The following is a 16,200-nucleotide window of genomic DNA, read 5'->3' as shown; positions in this document are numbered from 1 at the left end:
TCTGCGGAGCAGGCTGGCTGTTTGTCCCTGACGGCGCAATACAGCTAATTTATGTAAACCTTAAATTAATCACGATCGTAAGCATTACATTAACCTTGTTTTGACGATTGCCGCTGCAAAGTCCGGCCTGGCTAGGTGGTTTGCCAAGGCGAGGGTTCGGACAGATGCCAGCATCCCGATTGATTATTCTGAGCGTGGCGGTCGCCGCGGCGGGTGGTGCTGGCTATGTCGCGAAGAACATGGTCGCAGCGCCGCCACCGCAGATCGTCGAGTCCGGTCCAGCGGCTCCCGCCGTGGCATTGCAGGACGTGCTTGTCCTGTCGGGCGATGTCACCATGGGCAGCCAGCTCGAGAACAACATTGCCTGGCAATCCTGGCCGGCTGACGGCATCAACGCCAATTTCATCACCAAGGCCACTGCTCCCGATGCCCTGGAGAAACTGAAGGGGTCCATAGCCCGTGTTCCGATGTACGCGGGCGAGCCGGTGCGGCGTTCCAAGCTGATCGGCGAGGGGCAAAGCTTCATGTCGTCGATCCTGCCTTCTGGTATGCGGGCGGTCGCTACGACGATATCGGCCGACACCTCTGCCGGCGGTTTCATCCTTCCGAATGATTTCGTCGACGTCATCATGACCCGCCGGGCCGATGCCAACAGCGGCGGCTCCGGCTTCAACACCGAAACCATCCTCAAGAACATCCGCGTCCTGGCGATCGACCAGACCATCCAGGAGGACGAGGAAGGCAAGAAGACCAGGGTGGGCCAGACCGCCACGCTGGAACTGACGCCCAAGCAGGCGGAGATCATCACCGTCGCCCAGCAGATGGCGGATCGCCTGACGCTCGCGCTGCGGTCGATCACGGACACCCAGGAAAAGAATGTGGACGAGGCCGACTATCTCGTTTCCGGCAATGGCCGCAAGGGAACGGTGAGGCTGATCAAGTCGGGCGAAGTTTCCGAAGTGGGGGCAAGAAAATGAGGCTAAGCGGTAAACTGCCGGCGGTCGTGGCAGCGGCTTTCGGCCTGCTGCTCGTCGGAACGAACGTGCAGAGCGTGGTTGAGGCCAAGAATGCCCAGGTTTCGGCTTCGGCGGCCACCCAGCGCGTCAAGCTCGGCCTCAACAAGTCGGTGGTCATCGACCTGCCGAGTGATGCCTACGACATTCTTGTCGCCAATCCGACCGTCGCCGATGCGGTGACCCGCACCGCGAGGCGCATCTACCTGTTCGGCAAGGCGGTTGGCGAGACCAACATCTTTGTCTTCGGGCCGAATGGCGAACAGATCGTCAGCCTCGATCTGGCCGTCGAACGCGACGTCGCAGGCCTGGAGGATTATATCAAGCGCTTCATCCCGACATCGGCCATCAAGGTCGAACTGCTGAACGACAACGTCGTCCTGACAGGAACCGTCGACACGCCGCTGGACGCCAAACGCGCCGTCGACCTGGCGACGATCTTCGTCTCGGGCGGTGAAGCGACGACGGGACAATATTCGCAGACCGCGGCCGGCGGCTCGGCCCAGAGCGGTGTCGACATCAACAATCCGGACCAGGAACGCCGCGTCTCCAAGATCGTCAATCTTTTGCAGATCATCGGCGACGACCAGGTCACGCTCAAGGTGACGGTCGCCGAAGTCAGCCGCTCCGTGATGAAGCAGCTTGGCGTCAATATGGTGGGCAGCGGCGGTAGCAACGGTATCAGCTACGACGCGATGAGCACCCCTGCATACGGGCTTGGGAAACCGTTGTCGCAATTCTCGGGAGCTTCGATCGGCACCTCGGCGCTTCAGGCGTATCTAAACGCAATGGAGCAAGGCGGCGTCATGAAGACGCTGGCGGAGCCGACCCTCACCGCCGTCTCGGGTGAGAAGGCAACATTCAAGGTCGGTGGCGAGTTCAATCTCATCACCAGCCGTACGAACAATGTTTCAGATGACAACAAGACAGGGCAGGTCACATACACCAACGATAAACTGGAATACGGCATCGGCCTGGAGTTCCAGCCGGTTGTGCTGTCAGCGGGTCGGATCAGCCTCAAGGTCCGGACGTCCGTGTCGGAGCCTACTGCCGAAGGCGCCACCACGCTGGAAGCGGCAGGCAGGTTGCCCGGAACCACGCTGTTGTCCATCCGCAAGAGACTTGCCGACACGACCGTCGAATTGCCGTCAGGGGGTTCGATGATGATCGCCGGCCTCGTCCGCGATGACGTCAGGCAGGCTGTCGCCGGCCTGCCCGGGCTGACAAAGATCCCGGTGCTCGGCACACTGTTCCGAAGCAGAGACTTCGTGCGCAACGAGACCGAACTGGTGATCATCATCACCCCCTATCTGGTGAAACCGGTGGCACGAAACGACCTTGCCAAACCTGACGACAATTTCAACGCCGCCAGCGATGGCGCCGGTATGTTCCTGGGCCGAGTCAATCGTGTCTACGGCACAATGCAGACGGACAAGCCCAGCGGCCGTTATCACGGCGTCGTCGGCTTCATCTACAAGTGAACGGGGAAGCGGACATGTCTCAGTCAGCATTGCAGGCAAGGACCATCGTCATGACCACGCGCTTCGGCCGTTCGCGAATTCTCCGGCGCGCCATTCCTGCCCTGGCGGTGGCGATGGCAGCATTGCTGGCCGGCTGCGCCCAGCGCGACAGTGTCACCGTCGGCGCCATTCCAGACGACTACCGCACCAACCATCCGATCGTGATCGCCGAGAAGAACCTAAAGATAGACCTACCTGTCGGCGCGGGTGACCGCGGCATGACCGGCTCGCAGCGAGACACGCTCCTGGGTTTCCTCGACGGCTACGACAAGAGTGCTGCCCCGACGCTGACGATCCAGATTCCGAGCGGCTCGGCCAACGAGATCGCCGCCGCCGCCGCCGCGCGCGATTTCGCACGGCTCGCGGTTGCCGCGGGCGTCAAGCGCAGCCGGATCGTGGTCGTCTCGTATCAGGCTGCCTCGAGCGAGACATCCGCCCCGATCCGGGTCGCCTATATCGCGGTGAAGGCCCAGACCGACAAATGCGGACGATGGCCAGATGACCTGCTGGAGACGTCCGAGAACAAACACTATGCCGATTTCGGCTGCTCCTATCAAAACAATCTCGCAGCCCAGATGGCCAATCCGGCCGACCTGATCGGGCCGCGCAAGCAGACCACCATCGACGCGGAAAATCGTAGCGCGGTGATCGATGTCTACCGCAGCAGGGGTATTTCGGACGAGTTCCTCGGCAATTCTGAAGTGACGTACTGAGCCGCGTCCTAAGGAAAAGAGAAGTCACGGAAAGATGACCATGAGCAACCTTGCCTATGACGCCCCCCTGGACGGCGGTGAGACCTCGCCGCAGGACATCGCCGCGATGCAGGCGCTGCGGCCGGTTCCGCGCATCTCGATCCAGGCATTCTGCGAGACCGAGGGTGTCGCCAATCCGGTCGAGCGCGCCGGCGAGGACCGCCGCATGACCAAGGCCCATCTCAAGGTCCATATGGGCGGCCTCCCTACCGCCATCGAATTCTACCAGTCGGCGCCAACGCCGAACCTGATCCTGCTGGAGTCGCGCAGCGAACCCAAGCAGTTGCTGGAACAGCTCGCGCAGCTCTCGGAATATTGCGACCCATCTTCCAAAGTGGTGGTGATCGGCCACTACAACGATGTCGGCCTCTATCGCGAGCTCATCCGCTCCGGCATTTCCGAATATGTCATCGCGCCGGTGTCGATGGCCGACATCGTCAGCGTCATATCCTCAATCTTCGTCGATCCGGAGGCCGAGCCGCTCGGCCGCTCGATCGCCTTCGTGGGCGCCAAGGGTGGCGTCGGCTCTTCCACCATCGCCCACAACGTGGCTTGGGCGATGTCCTCCCTGTTCAAATCCGAGGTGGTTGTCGCGGACCTCGACCTCGCTTTCGGCACGGCCAACATCAATTTCGACCAGGATCCCGCGCAAGGCATTGCCGAAGCGGTGTTTTCGCCCGAGCGCATCGATGAAGTCTATCTCGACCGGCTTCTGACCCAGTGCGCCGAACACCTGTCGCTGCTCGCCGCGCCCTCGACGCTCGAACGCGTCTATGATTTCGATCCCGACGCCTTTACTCAGCTTGTCGACACCGCGCAGCGCACCGTGCCGCTCCTGGTGCTCGACGTTCCTCATGTCTGGACGGGTTGGACCAAGAACACACTGATCAAGGCCGATGAGATCGTCATCACGGCGACGCCGGAACTGGCCAATTTGCGCAACACCAAGAATTTGGTCGACATGCTCAAACGGCTTCGTCCCAACGACTCGCCGCCCAAACTCATCATCAATCAGGCCGGCGTGCCCAAACGGCCGGAGATTTCCCCGTCCGATTTCGCTGAGCCGCTCGGCCTGGCCGCGATGGCGATTATCGGCTTTGACCCGCTGCTATTCGGCAATGCCGCCAACAACGGACGTATGCTTGGTGAAATGGACGCCAAGAACCCGGTTGTAGCCACGATCAACGAAATTGCCCATGTGCTGACCGGCCGCAGCGAAATCCGGGTGAAGAAAAAAGCGGGTCTCGGAAATCTGCTCGGCAAGCTTTCGCGCAACAAGAAATGATGCTTCTTCAGTGGAATCGGTAGTCGATCATGTTTGGTAAGAGAGGCAGCGACGACGGCAACCGGTTCAAGCCGGAATTCCGCCAGCCGGCACCGGCGCCGATCGCGCCAGCCGTCGCGGATTCGGCCGATACGGCGGTTCTTGCGAGGCCGGCGGCCGCATCTGCGTCGAGCGCTCCTGTTGCACCGCCGGCCCGCCGCGCGGTCGAGGCGCCGCCGATAGCACCGGAGCCGAAGCGGGCGGCGCGCGAAAAGAGCGAAACCTACTACGATACCAAGAGCCAGGTCTTCGCCGCCCTGATCGATACGATCGACCTGTCGCAGCTTGCCAAGCTCGATCCCGAAAGCGCGCGCGAGGAAATCCGCGACATCGTCAACGACATCATCGCGATCAAGAATTTCGCGATGTCGATAGCCGAACAGGAAGAGCTGCTCGAGGATATCTGCAACGACGTGCTTGGCTATGGGCCGCTCGAGCCATTGCTGGCTCGCGACGACATCGCCGACATCATGGTCAACGGCTCCAAGAACGTCTACATCGAAGTCAACGGCAAGGTCGAACAGACCGGCATTCGTTTTCGTGACAACCAGCAGCTTCTCAACATCTGCCAGCGCATCGTCAGTCAGGTCGGCCGCCGCGTCGATGAATCCAGCCCGATCTGCGATGCGCGTCTTCCCGACGGCTCTCGCGTTAACGTCATCGCGCCGCCGCTCGCCATCGACGGCACCGCGCTCACCATCCGCAAATTCAAGAAGGACAAGCTGACGCTCGATCAGCTGGTGAAGTTCGGCGCCATCTCACCGCAAGGAGCCGAGGTTCTCAAGATTATCGGCCGTGTTCGCTGCAACATCGTCATCTCCGGCGGCACCGGCTCGGGCAAGACGACACTGCTCAACTGCCTGACCAACTATATCGACCGCGAGGAACGCGTCATCACCTGCGAGGACTCGGCCGAACTGCAACTACAGCAGCCGCATGTCGTCCGTCTGGAAACCCGCCCGCCCAACCTTGAAGGCGAAGGCGAGGTGACGATGCGGGATCTGGTCAAGAACTGCCTGCGCATGCGGCCCGAGCGCATCATCGTCGGCGAAGTGCGCGGACCCGAGGTGTTCGACCTTCTGCAGGCGATGAACACCGGCCATGACGGCTCGATGGGAACGATCCACTCGAACAGCCCGCGCGAATGCCTGAATCGTATCGAATCCATGATCGCAATGGGCGGGTTTTCGCTGCCGCAGAAGACCGTGCGCGAAATCGTCGTCGGCTCCATCGACGTGATTATCCAGGCGGCACGCCTGCGCGACGGATCGCGCCGCATCACTCACATCACCGAGGTGATCGGAATGGAAGGCGACGTCATCATCACGCAGGACATCGTCCTCTATAACATCAAGGGCGAGGACGCGAATGGGCGGCTGCTGGGAGAGCATGTATCGACCGGCATCGGTCGCCCCCATTTCTGGGACCGCGCTCGTTACTATGGCGAGGAGCAGCGCCTCGCAATAGCGCTTGAGGCGATGGAGAAACGCGCTGACTGACGCTGCTGCAGGCCTAAGGGTTCTGATCGATGTTTGGAATTGACGGCACCGTATTGGCGTTTGTCGTGCTCGCCGGCTTCAGCGCCGGCGCGGTCGCCTATGCATTCCTGTTCACCCGGATCAGCAACGAAAAGCAGGCGGGCAAGCGGCTGGAAACGATCAAGGCCGCGGAGACGGATCGCTCCGTCGTCAAGGCCTCGCGCGATCGCGTGGCGGAGGCGGCCAAAAGACGCAAGTCGGTCCAGGATTCGTTGAAGGAACTCGACGAGAAGCAGAAATCCAAGGACAGCGCGGTCAAGAAACCGCCGCTGAAAGCCCAACTGCGCCAAGCCGGCCTGAAGGTTTCCATCGAACGCTTCTACATCTATTCCGCCATTTGCGGCCTAGCCCTGACGATCGTCGCCTTTGTGGTGGGGGCGCCGCTTTTTGTTTTGCCTGGCGTGCTGCTGGCCGGTGCGCTCGGCCTGCCGCGCTGGTTCGTCTCATTTCGCCGCGCGCGGCGGGTCAAGGCATTCCTCAACGAATTTCCCAACGCGCTCGACATAATCGTGCGCGCGGTCAAATCCGGCCTGCCGCTGAACGATGCGGTGCGCCTGATCGCCAACGAATCCCCCGAGCCCGTCAAGGCCGAGTTTCGCCGCATAGTCGATTCGCAGCAGATGGGCCTGTCGATCCCGGATGCCACCTTGCGCATGCCCGAAACCATGCCATGCACCGAGGCCAGCTTTTTCGGCATCGTCATTCAGATCCAGTCGCAGGCCGGCGGCAATCTCTCCGAGGCGCTGGGCAATCTTTCGCGCGTGCTTCGCGACCGCAAGAAGATGAAGGCCAAGGTCCAGGCGCTGTCGATGGAAGCCAAGGCGTCCGCCGCCATCATCGGCGCGCTGCCTTTCATCGTCGCGTTTCTCGTCTATCTCTCCAGCCCCAACTACCTGATGCCGCTGTTCACCACGAGCATCGGTAACCTGATCCTGGGGGTTTCGGCGGTCTGGATGTCGATTGGCATCTTCGTGATGCGCAAGATGATGAACTTTGAAGTCTAGGGCCGCGGCATGACCGAACAAGTCGTCAAATCACTGACGGATCCCGGCCTCCTGATCGCGCTGTTGGTCGGTATCGCCGTGTTCGCGACGGTCTTCACCTTGCTGCCGGCATTTGGCGGAAACCAGCTCAAGGCGCGCATGAAGTCGGTCGCGCTGGAACGCGACGAATTGCGCGCCAAGCAGCGCGCGCGGCTTGCAAGCGAGGCGGATCGCCGCCGCAAGGGCCTGCGCGAGGAACAGTCGATCGGCATGCGCAACATCGTCGACCGGCTCGACCTGCGGCGCGCCCTCGCCGACGAGGGTACCTTGCAGAAGCTCAAGGTTGCCGGCTTTCGTGGGCAGAACCCGCTGACGCGGTTCCTCTTCTTCCGCCTCGTGCTTCCGTTTGCCGGCTTCGCACTGGGCGTGATCTACATATTCGTGCTCGGAGGACTGCCGCAGCAGCCATTGTTCATTCGGCTGTTCGTCTGCGTCCTCGTTGCCTATGGCGGCTTCTACGCACCGGTCGTCTACGTCAACAACCGCGCCACCAAGCGCAAGCAATCGATCCAGATGGCATGGCCGGACGCGCTTGACCTGATGCTGATATGCGTCGAGTCTGGCATGTCGGTGGAAGCGGCACTGCGCAAGGTCGCCGACGAGATCGGCGTCCAATCGGTGGCCTTGGCGGAAGAATTCATCCTGACGAACGCCGAGCTTTCCTATCTGCAGGAGCGCAAGCAGGCCTATGAGAACCTCGCCAGCCGCACCGGCCTGGAATCCGTCAAGTCGGTGTCGCAGGCACTTGTCCAGGCCGAGCGTTATGGCACCCCTGTGGCGCATGCGTTGCGGGTGCTCGCGGGTGAAAGCCGGGACCAGCGCATGAATGCCGCCGAGAAGAAGGCCGCCGCCTTGCCGCCCAAGCTCACCGTGCCGATGATCCTGTTTTTCCTGCCGGTGCTGTTCGCCATCATCCTCGGCCCTGCCGGTATCCAGGTCAGCCAGCGCGGCATCTTCGGCCAGGCGCACGAAACCAGCAGCCAGTAGGTGGATCTGACCGATCCAAAGAAAAACCGCGCGGCCGACGCAGCGCGGTTCTCTTATGCATGGTTTGGTGGCTGGGTGTCGCTCAGTTGGTCGCGGCTTTCGCCTTGTCCTGGTCCTTGAGCTGGCTCCAGGCATTTTGCTGAGCCAGCATCTGCCTGAGATAAGCGACATTGGCCTGCGCCTGTTCGGGTGACAGCTCCTGCGAGGCGATCTTCTCGGCTTCGTCGAAGCGGCCCTGCAGGCCGATGACCAGCGCCAGGTTCTGTCGCACGCGGCTGTCAGCATTCGGCTGCTGTGCGGCCGAGCGCATATAGGTTTCGGCAGTGCGCAGGTCGCCTCCCAGCACATAGGACATGCCAAGGTTGGAAAGCACCGAAGGTTCGTTCGGCTTGAGCTCCAGCGCCTTGCGGTAGAGTTGGCGCGCGTCGTCCTTGTGTCCGAGCTGATCGAGAATGGCCGCTTCCGCCGACACCAGCCTCCAGTCGGGATATTCCGGCGTCTGCGCCCGGCGCACCGCGTCAAGCGCCGCCTCGAACTGGCCGTTGGCGGCCAGCGCCTTGCCGTAGGCGGCAAGCACGTCGCGATCCTTGGGATAGGCGATCGCCAGCTTGCGCATCACGGCAAGCGACTGGTCGGCATCGCCATCCATCTGCAGCGCAGCGGCGAAGTTGGTCGCTATCCGCTTGTCGTTGGGATTCCTGGAATAGGACTGGCCAAGCGCTGCCGTCGCATTGTGCAATTCTCCCGCCGACATGGTCTCCAACGGCTTGCCGCTGGTGCGTCCGATCGAGCCTGTGCTGATCTTGTCGGTTCCGCAGCCGGCAACACCTGCGGCGAGGGCGAGCATGAAGGCCGTGGTGATGAGCCGCTTTCCGGTGGTGTTAATCGTGCGGTTCGTCGGCATCGGCACCCTGGGCCTCCATTCATGCGCGCGGCCATTGCGTGGCCATCTTCCCTGTCGAAGAAATATTCTGTTAACCCTAACGGACAGTTAAGAAGCGCCGAATCGACGGACGTCGGCAGGAGAACATCGAATGTCAGTGGAACTGGTCGAGAACAAGCTGAACAACCCGCTTCCTGTCCATCTGGTGGCCAAGGACGGTCTGGAGACGGCCGGTCTGGCGTCATCTGCCGTGGCGTGGGCCAGGGCCAACGGCTTCTCCGGCGAAGCGGGCAGGACGCTCATCGTGCCTGCAGAAAACGGCGCACTCGGCGGTGCCTTGTTCGGTATTGGCGACGGCGAGGGCGCGCTGGCCGTCGGCGCGCTGGCGAAAGGCCTGGCGGAGGGCGACTGGCACTTCGCCTCCTCGCCGGCCCGGCCGGAACTGGCGGCAATCGCGCTGGCCCTCGGCGGCTATGTCTTTACCCGCTATGGCAAGAAACCGGGCAAGGCGCTGCGCTTCGAATTGCCGGCCGGCGTAGAGGCAAAACGCGTTCGTCGCATCGTCGAAGGCATCTTCCTGACGCGCGATCTTGTCAACACGCCGACCAGCGACATGGGGCCGGACGAGCTGGAGAAAACGGTTCGAGCCCTGGCCGAAATTCACAAGGCCGAAGTGTCGGTTATCAAGGGCGACGATCTCATCAAGCAGAATTTCCCGATGATCCATGCCGTCGGCCGGGCTTCGTCCAGTGCGCCGCGCCTTATCGACATGGGCTGGGGGCCAAGGAGCGCGCCGAAAGTGACGTTGGTCGGCAAGGGCGTCTGTTTCGACACCGGCGGCCTCGACATCAAGCCGTCGTCCGGCATGCTGTTGATGAAGAAAGACATGGGGGGTGCCGCCAATGTGCTGGGTCTGGCCTCGATGATCATGGCCTCCGGATTGAACGTGCGGCTGCGCGTGCTTATCCCGGCCGTCGAGAATTCGATCGCCGGCAATGCCTTCAGGCCTGGCGACGTGTTGGCGAGCCGCAAGGGCATGTCAGTCGAGATCGGCAACACCGATGCCGAGGGAAGACTGGTTCTGGGCGATGCGCTGGCGCTGGCCGACGAGGAGGAGCCGCAATTGCTTGTCGACATGGCGACGCTGACCGGCGCTGCTCGTGTCGCGCTAGGTCCGGACCTGCCCCCCTTCTACACCGGCGACGAGGCATTGGCCTCGGAACTGGCGGCCGCCTCGCTGGCGGTCGAGGATCCGCTGTGGCGCATGCCGCTGTGGCGGCCCTATGATGCGAAGCTGTCGTCGAAGATCGCCGACATCAACAATGTCACCACGGATGGGTTCGCCGGTTCCATCACCGCGGCGCTGTTTCTCAAGCGCTTTGTCGAGAAGACGGCAAGCTGGGCGCATTTCGACATCTTCGCCTGGAACCCCGCCGATCGTCCGCACGGACCTGCCGGCGGCGAGGCGCAAGGCATCCGCGCACTGGAGCACGTCATCTCGAAGCGTTTTGGCTGATGTGGAGGTGATTTTCAGGGCCGGCAGATTGCCGAAACTGAAACGGAACCGAAACAATTTGCCGTCATTCTCGTGCGATGTCGATTTCGATGCGCCCGAGCCAGGCCTTGCGACTGTGGCAGCAAGTGATGCTGTCGCAGGTGCGCGACGACGCGCCTGATCTCACCATGCGCCAGACGGCTATCCTGTTCACCATCTATCTCGATCCGCCGCCGCACACGGTGCGCGGGCTGGCGGCCCGTCTCAACGTCACCAAACCGGTCATCACCCGCGCGCTCGATACGATGGGTGCGCTCAAACTGGTGTCGCGCCATCGCGACGAACTCGACAAGCGCAACGTGCTGATCAAGCGCACGGTCGAGGGTGCGCTCTTTGTCGAGCGCTTCGGTGATGGTATCATCGCCAAGGCACAAGAGCTGCCTATCTGACGACCAGCCGTCTCAATGGATGAACTAATTTGACCGCCAGGGATGCCCGCCTCCACGCCTTTCGGCCCGATCTTGCCGATGCGAGATTGAAAGGAGAGGTCGCTGCCGACCGCTTTGTCGCCGGCCGGCCGGCGCGGATTTCGGTCCCGGTGGCCGATATCCGCAAGGCTCCGCGTCCGGACGCTGGTGTCAACACGCAAGCCCTATTCGGCGATGACGTGCTCGTTTTCGAGGACAGAGAGGGCTGGGCCTGGATCCAGGCCGAACGGGACGGTTATGTCGGCTATGTCGCCGACGCCATGTTGGGCGGGCGGGATCATGCGCTCACCCATATCGTCTGCGTGCCCCGAACTTTCCTCTATCCGGGCCCGGATCTGCGCCTTCCGATCGCGGGCCAGCTATCGATGGGGTCCGCCGTCACGGTGACGGGTTCCGCCGAAACGCGCGGCACCCACTATGCCGTCCTGCCCTCCGGTCAGGCAATCATCGCCGGTCATCTGCGCCCTGTCAGCAATGTGGCTGGCGACTATGTTTCTGTGGCCGAGATGTTTCTCGGCACTCCTTATCTCTGGGGCGGCGTTTCGGGTTTCGGCATAGATTGCTCCGGCCTCGTGCAACTGGCGATGCGCATGGCCGGCGCCGATGTCCTGCGCGATTCCGACATGCAGGCGCAGAGCATCGGCGAGCCGCTCGATCCGGGCCCGGATTATTCCGGCCTGCGCCGCGGCGATCTCGTTTTCTGGAAAGGCCATGTCGCCATCATGGCCGACGCCGAGACAATGATCCACGCCAACGGCCACACCATGCTGGTGTCGCGCGAAGGTCTGAAGGAAGCCGTCGCCCGCATCGGCTATCTCTACGGCGGGCCGACGGGGTTCCGGCGGCCGTAGGCCGATCCTCCCTTTCCCTGGGGAAAGGAAAAAACTGCTCGATCACCTTTTGTTCCGATTGTTCTTGGCGTTCGCGCGCCGTCGCGCTACCTCTGACGCGTGACAGAGAAGCCGCGCCTTGCCGACCAGAATGCCGCCGTCGTCCTGCCCGAGCCATTCCTCAGATGGTTCGGCGAGAAGGGCTGGTCGCCGCGCGCGCACCAGCTCGAATTGCTGGCGAGGGCCCAAGCAGGGCAGTCGGTGCTGCTGATCGCGCCGACCGGCGCCGGCAAGACCCTGGCCGGGTTCCTGCCTTCGCTGACTGAACTGGCCGTCAGAGCCAGGCGAAAGCCGGGGCAGGCCTATCGCGGCATCCACACGCTCTACATCTCGCCGCTGAAGGCGCTGGCTGTCGACATCGAGCGCAACCTCGGCAAGCCGGTGGAAGAGATCGGGCTCTCCCTCACCATCGAGACCCGCACCGGCGACACGCCGGCGCACAAGCGCCAGCGGCAGAAGCTGGTGCCGCCCGACATCCTGCTCACCACGCCCGAGCAGCTTGCGCTGCTGATCGCGGCACCCGATGCCAGGCGTTTCTTCGAGGACCTGCGCTATGTCGTGCTCGACGAGTTGCACTCGCTGGTGATTTCGAAGCGGGGTCATCTCCTGGCGCTTGGCCTGGCGCGGCTGCGCCAGTTCAGGCCCGAGCTTCAGACCATCGGACTTTCCGCCACGGTGGCAGAACCGGACGAATTGCGCCGCTGGCTGGTCGGCCAGAATCCGTCCGAAAATACGGCGAGCCCCGACATGGCCGAGCTGATCGTCGTTACCGGCGGCGCGAAGCCCGAAATATCCATCCTGGACTCGGAAGAGCGCGTGCCCTGGGCCGGGCATTCGGCCCGCTACGCGACGCCCGAGATCTACCGCGAGATCAAGCGCCACAAGACGACCCTGCTGTTCGTCAACACGCGCAGCCAGGCGGAGTTGCTGTTCCAGGAATTGTGGCGCGTCAACGAAGATACCTTGCCGATCGCGCTGCATCACGGATCGCTCGATGTCGCGCAGCGGCGGCGGGTCGAGAAGGCGATGGGCGACAATGCGCTGCGCGCCATCGTCGCCACCTCGACGCTCGACCTCGGCATCGACTGGGGCGACGTCGACCTCGTCGTGCATGTCGGCGCACCGAAAGGAGCGAGCCGGCTGGCACAGCGCATCGGCCGCGCCAACCACCGCATGGACGAACCGTCCAAAGCCATCCTCATTCCGGCCAACCGCTTCGAGGTGCTCGAATGCCGGGCAGCGCTGGACGCCAACTATTTCGGCGCGCAGGATACGCCTCCACTGGTCGATGGCGGGCTCGACGTGCTGGCGCAACATGTCCTTGGCTGCGCTTGCGGCGCGCCGTTCCGCGCGGATGATCTTTACGAGGAGGTGCGGTCGGCCGCTCCCTATGCCGGGCTCGATCGGCCGACATTCGACCGCGTCGTCGATTTCGTCGCCACCGGTGGCTATGCCTTGAAGAGCTACGAGCGATACGCCCGCATCCGCCTCAACAAGGAGGGGTTGTGGCGGGTATCCAATCCGCGCGTGGCCCAGCAATACAGGCTGAATGTCGGCACCATCATCGAGGTGCCGGCGCTCAACGTGCGTTATGTCCAGGCAGGCAGCAAGGGTTCCGCGTCGCGCGGCGGCCGGGTTTTAGGCAAGATCGAAGAGGCTTTCCTCGAGACGCTGACGCATGGCGATACCTTCATGTTTGCCGGCAAAGTTCTTCGCTTCGAAGGCATTCGCGAGAATGAGTGCTTCGTCTCTAACGCGCCCGGCAGCGACGCGAAGGTGCCTTATTATGGCGGCGGCAAGTTCCCGCTTTCGACCTATCTCGCCGAACAGGTCCGCGCCATGTTGGACGATCCGCAGCGATGGAAGAAACTGCCCGAGCAGGTGGCCGACTGGTTGCGCTTCCAGGCCGACAAATCGGTGCTGCCTAAACGCGACGATCTGTTGATCGAGACCTTTCCGCGCGGCAACCGCCATTATCTGGTGGCCTATCCCTTCGAGGGCAGACTGGCCCATCAGACGCTCGGCATGCTGCTTACCCGCCGTCTCGACAGGGTCGGCGCCAGGCCGCTTGGCTTCGTCGCTACCGATTATGCCTTGGCCATTTGGTCGCTGGGCGACATGGGCGCGATGTTCAAAGCCGGAAAACCCTCGCTCGGCGCGCTTTTCGATGAGGACATGCTGGGCGACGATCTCGAGGCCTGGCTGGCAGACAGCTGGCTTCTCAAGCGCACTTTCCGCAATTGCGCGCTGATTTCAGGGCTGATCGAAAAGCGTCATCCCGGCAAGGAGAAGAGTGGGCGTCAGGTGACCGTCTCGACGGACCTCATTTATGACGTCCTGCGCAGCCATGAGCCGGATCACATATTGCTTCAGGCGACGCGCGCGGATGCGGCGGCGGGCCTGCTCGATGTCAGCAGACTTGCGGACATGCTCTCGCGCATTCAAGGTCGAATCATGCATAAGAACCTCGAACAGATATCACCGCTCGCCGTGCCGATCATGCTCGAGATCGGCAAGATGCCGGTTCACGGCGAAGCCGATGAAACGCTGCTGATGGATGCGGCGACGCTGGTTGAGGAAGCCATGGGGCCGGAGATGGCTGAGGAATGAATTTTTCGCTGGCGCGCTCATCGTTGATCGCCGAGGCAGATCTGGTCGGCATCGCCGGCGAACGTGCGATCTGCGATCCGCGCGGCGTGCTCTACTTTCCCGAGCTCAAGCTTCTGGCCGTTTCCGATCTGCATCTGGAGAAAGGCTCATCGCTGGCAAGGCGCGGCACGCTGCTCCCGCCCTATGACACCGGCGCGACCTTGCTGAGACTGCAGGCCGTCATCTCAGACTACCAGCCGGCAATCGTCATTAGCCTGGGCGATTCCTTCCACGATGGCGGCGGCGCCGAGCGCATGCATCGAAGTTTCCGCGAACGGCTGGAGGCGCTGATGGCGGGCCGCGACTGGTTCTGGGTGGCCGGCAACCATGACCCGGAGGCGCCGGCCGACCTGCCGGGCGAGACGGTGCGCGAACTCGCCATCGGCTCGTTGCTGTTCCGGCACGAGCCGTCGAAGCTGCGCGTCGAGGGCGAGATATCGGGCCATCTCCATCCCTGCGCCCGCATCGTCCAGCAGGGCCGTTCCGTGCGGCGGCGCTGCTTCGCAGGCGACGGCGGCCGCATGATCATGCCCGCCTTCGGCGCCTATACCGGCTCGCTCAACGTGCTCGACCGCGCCTATGCAGGCCTGTTCCGCCTGGAATCGCTGATGGCCTATATGCTCGGCACGGACCGCATCTTTGCGATCTCGGGCTCGATGCTGCGGCCCGGCTGAAGCCGCTATTTCCCGTAGTAGAGGGTGACCGTGTGCTTCGCTTCGGCGAAGAACAGCCAACGCTCGACCAGCATGCCGGCAAATTGTGCGACAGCGGCGAACGCCGATGCGAGGGCCGCCAAAGGTGACGGCAAGGCGAAGGCCGCAATCAGCAGCAAGGCGGGCAGCGCGAAGCCCAGGAGTTGGGTGATCCGCCGCAGCTTTGCGCTGTGCTTGCGCGCGATGCGGAAACCCATTTCCTTGAGCAAATAATTTTCCTCGGTATGCGGCCATTCCAGCGACCGAACCGTCCCCCCGGCAAGCCCGGTTGCGGTGTTGGCGTTAGTGGGGATTTCCAATCGGTCGTTGTACCGCCAGGTCGCAAGCTTCCAGGCCCAACCGAGCAGGATCAGCAGTACGCAGGCCGCCAGAAGCATTTTCGAGCCGACAGCAAAACCTTGGCATAGCGCGGCCAGAAGCACACTGCCGGTCATCGCCGAGAAGATGAGGTAGCCAGGCAAAGTATAGCAGCTGTGCCACTGGGCGATCGGCTTCAGCGAGGCGTAGATCATGCCGGTCATGCACACGGTGACGATGGCGCCTATCGTTGCCAGAAGTCCGGCGGCGGCGACCCAGCCATCGAGCCGGCCAAGTATGACCCAGCCGACGCCGAACAGTCCCGCGGGGACGAAGGTGGCGATCGAGGCGACGCCTTCGCGCGACAGCCAGGAACTGCGCCATTGCGAGAAGGCGCGCCAGGCGCGTTCGGGGCGGCCGAGATGTCCGGTCGAGGACAACAGGCCGGCGGTGATCAGGCCGATCGCCAGTCCCGTGCTGATGAAGCCCAGCCAGAAATCGGGTGCGATGACGCCAAGTGGCGCCAGCACGCCAAGCAGCGCAAGCAGGCCGTAGCCGGCGCCGGTGGCGGTGGTGAAGAAGACGACGGAGAAGGCTGGATGCATGGG

General features: G+C 62.8%; 14 protein-coding genes. 12 read left to right on the top strand and 2 right to left on the bottom strand.

Annotated elements, in window-relative coordinates:
- Nucleotides 1-164: 164 nt before the first annotated feature.
- The 7 genes from cpaB to FJ964_RS08955 are packed head-to-tail and all read left to right on the top strand — an operon-like array spanning nucleotide 165 to nucleotide 8,177.
- Nucleotides 165-977, top strand: a complete 813-nt coding sequence (cpaB, locus tag FJ964_RS08985) for a Flp pilus assembly protein CpaB (RefSeq protein ID WP_140550065.1) — start codon at nucleotides 165-167, stop codon at nucleotides 975-977.
- Nucleotides 974-2,494 carry a type II and III secretion system protein family protein gene (locus tag FJ964_RS08980; RefSeq protein WP_140550064.1) on the top strand — a complete coding sequence of 507 codons (1,521 nt, stop codon included), beginning with the start codon at nucleotides 974-976 and terminating at the stop codon, nucleotides 2,492-2,494. Before cpaB ends, FJ964_RS08980 begins: the two co-directional genes overlap by 4 nt.
- Nucleotides 2,495-2,508: 14 nt before the next feature.
- Nucleotides 2,509-3,246 (top strand): CpaD family pilus assembly protein, encoded by a 738-nt coding sequence (locus FJ964_RS08975; RefSeq protein WP_140550063.1) that lies wholly within the window; start codon nucleotides 2,509-2,511, stop codon nucleotides 3,244-3,246.
- A 34-nt stretch (nucleotides 3,247-3,280) separates the two neighbouring features.
- Entirely contained in the window at nucleotides 3,281-4,570 is a 1,290-nt protein-coding gene (locus tag FJ964_RS08970; protein WP_140550062.1) for a CpaE family protein, read from the top strand.
- A gap of 29 nt (nucleotides 4,571-4,599) precedes the next feature.
- Nucleotides 4,600-6,108, top strand: a complete 1,509-nt coding sequence (locus FJ964_RS08965; RefSeq protein WP_140550061.1) for a CpaF family protein — start codon at nucleotides 4,600-4,602, stop codon at nucleotides 6,106-6,108.
- 29 nt (nucleotides 6,109-6,137) lie between these two features.
- The gene (locus tag FJ964_RS08960) at nucleotides 6,138-7,151 is read left to right on the top strand and encodes a type II secretion system F family protein (protein ID WP_140550060.1); all 1,014 of its coding nucleotides are present in this window, start codon (nucleotides 6,138-6,140) and stop codon (nucleotides 7,149-7,151) included.
- A 9-nt stretch (nucleotides 7,152-7,160) separates the two neighbouring features.
- Entirely contained in the window at nucleotides 7,161-8,177 is a 1,017-nt protein-coding gene (locus FJ964_RS08955) for a type II secretion system F family protein (RefSeq protein ID WP_140550059.1), read from the top strand.
- 82 nt (nucleotides 8,178-8,259) lie between these two features.
- On the opposite strand, the gene FJ964_RS08950 is transcribed toward FJ964_RS08955, so the two are convergent.
- Nucleotides 8,260-9,081 carry a tetratricopeptide repeat protein gene (locus FJ964_RS08950; protein WP_140550483.1) on the bottom strand — a complete coding sequence of 274 codons (822 nt, stop codon included), beginning with the start codon at nucleotides 9,079-9,081 and terminating at the stop codon, nucleotides 8,260-8,262.
- 130 nt (nucleotides 9,082-9,211) lie between these two features.
- Between FJ964_RS08950 and FJ964_RS08945 the strand changes: the two genes are divergently transcribed.
- From FJ964_RS08945 to pdeM, 5 genes are all read left to right on the top strand, one after another.
- Nucleotides 9,212-10,576, top strand: a complete 1,365-nt coding sequence (locus FJ964_RS08945; protein WP_140550058.1) for a leucyl aminopeptidase family protein — start codon at nucleotides 9,212-9,214, stop codon at nucleotides 10,574-10,576.
- A gap of 77 nt (nucleotides 10,577-10,653) precedes the next feature.
- Nucleotides 10,654-11,004: a MarR family winged helix-turn-helix transcriptional regulator gene (locus tag FJ964_RS08940; protein ID WP_140513216.1), complete on the top strand. Its 351-nt coding sequence runs from the start codon at nucleotides 10,654-10,656 to the stop codon at nucleotides 11,002-11,004.
- A gap of 29 nt (nucleotides 11,005-11,033) precedes the next feature.
- Nucleotides 11,034-11,894 carry an NlpC/P60 family protein gene (locus FJ964_RS08935; protein ID WP_140550057.1) on the top strand — a complete coding sequence of 287 codons (861 nt, stop codon included), beginning with the start codon at nucleotides 11,034-11,036 and terminating at the stop codon, nucleotides 11,892-11,894.
- A gap of 99 nt (nucleotides 11,895-11,993) precedes the next feature.
- Entirely contained in the window at nucleotides 11,994-14,543 is a 2,550-nt protein-coding gene (locus FJ964_RS08930; protein WP_140550056.1) for a ligase-associated DNA damage response DEXH box helicase, read from the top strand.
- Nucleotides 14,540-15,256: a ligase-associated DNA damage response endonuclease PdeM gene (gene pdeM / locus FJ964_RS08925; RefSeq protein ID WP_140550055.1), complete on the top strand. Its 717-nt coding sequence runs from the start codon at nucleotides 14,540-14,542 to the stop codon at nucleotides 15,254-15,256. Before FJ964_RS08930 ends, pdeM begins: the two co-directional genes overlap by 4 nt.
- A gap of 5 nt (nucleotides 15,257-15,261) precedes the next feature.
- On the opposite strand, the gene FJ964_RS08920 is transcribed toward pdeM, so the two are convergent.
- The gene (locus tag FJ964_RS08920; RefSeq protein WP_140550054.1) at nucleotides 15,262-16,197 is read right to left on the bottom strand and encodes a DmsC/YnfH family molybdoenzyme membrane anchor subunit; all 936 of its coding nucleotides are present in this window, start codon (nucleotides 16,195-16,197) and stop codon (nucleotides 15,262-15,264) included.
- Nucleotides 16,198-16,200: the final 3 nt, after the last annotated feature.

The sequence above is a fragment of the Mesorhizobium sp. B2-3-2 genome, assembly GCF_006442295.1.
Classification (GTDB): domain Bacteria; phylum Pseudomonadota; class Alphaproteobacteria; order Rhizobiales; family Rhizobiaceae; genus Mesorhizobium.
The sequence above is the reverse complement of the archived record's forward strand: the minus strand, read 5'-3'. Positions and strand labels throughout refer to the sequence as shown.

Excerpts from the sequence above, each read along its gene's own strand:
- cpaB (WP_140550065.1), top strand. The coding sequence starts at position 165 with ATGCCAGCATCCCGATTGATTATTCTGAGCGTGGCGGTCGCCGCGGCG.
- FJ964_RS08980 (WP_140550064.1), top strand. The coding sequence starts at position 974 with ATGAGGCTAAGCGGTAAACTGCCGGCGGTCGTGGCAGCGGCTTTCGGC.
- FJ964_RS08975 (WP_140550063.1), top strand. The coding sequence starts at position 2,509 with ATGTCTCAGTCAGCATTGCAGGCAAGGACCATCGTCATGACCACGCGC.
- FJ964_RS08970 (WP_140550062.1), top strand. The coding sequence starts at position 3,281 with ATGACCATGAGCAACCTTGCCTATGACGCCCCCCTGGACGGCGGTGAG.
- FJ964_RS08965 (WP_140550061.1), top strand. The coding sequence starts at position 4,600 with ATGTTTGGTAAGAGAGGCAGCGACGACGGCAACCGGTTCAAGCCGGAA.
- FJ964_RS08960 (WP_140550060.1), top strand. The coding sequence starts at position 6,138 with ATGTTTGGAATTGACGGCACCGTATTGGCGTTTGTCGTGCTCGCCGGC.
- FJ964_RS08955 (WP_140550059.1), top strand. The coding sequence starts at position 7,161 with ATGACCGAACAAGTCGTCAAATCACTGACGGATCCCGGCCTCCTGATC.
- FJ964_RS08950 (WP_140550483.1), bottom strand. The coding sequence starts at position 9,081 with ATGCCGACGAACCGCACGATTAACACCACCGGAAAGCGGCTCATCACC.
- FJ964_RS08945 (WP_140550058.1), top strand. The coding sequence starts at position 9,212 with ATGTCAGTGGAACTGGTCGAGAACAAGCTGAACAACCCGCTTCCTGTC.
- FJ964_RS08940 (WP_140513216.1), top strand. The coding sequence starts at position 10,654 with ATGTCGATTTCGATGCGCCCGAGCCAGGCCTTGCGACTGTGGCAGCAA.
- pdeM (WP_140550055.1), top strand. The coding sequence starts at position 14,540 with ATGAATTTTTCGCTGGCGCGCTCATCGTTGATCGCCGAGGCAGATCTG.
- FJ964_RS08920 (WP_140550054.1), bottom strand. The coding sequence starts at position 16,197 with ATGCATCCAGCCTTCTCCGTCGTCTTCTTCACCACCGCCACCGGCGCC.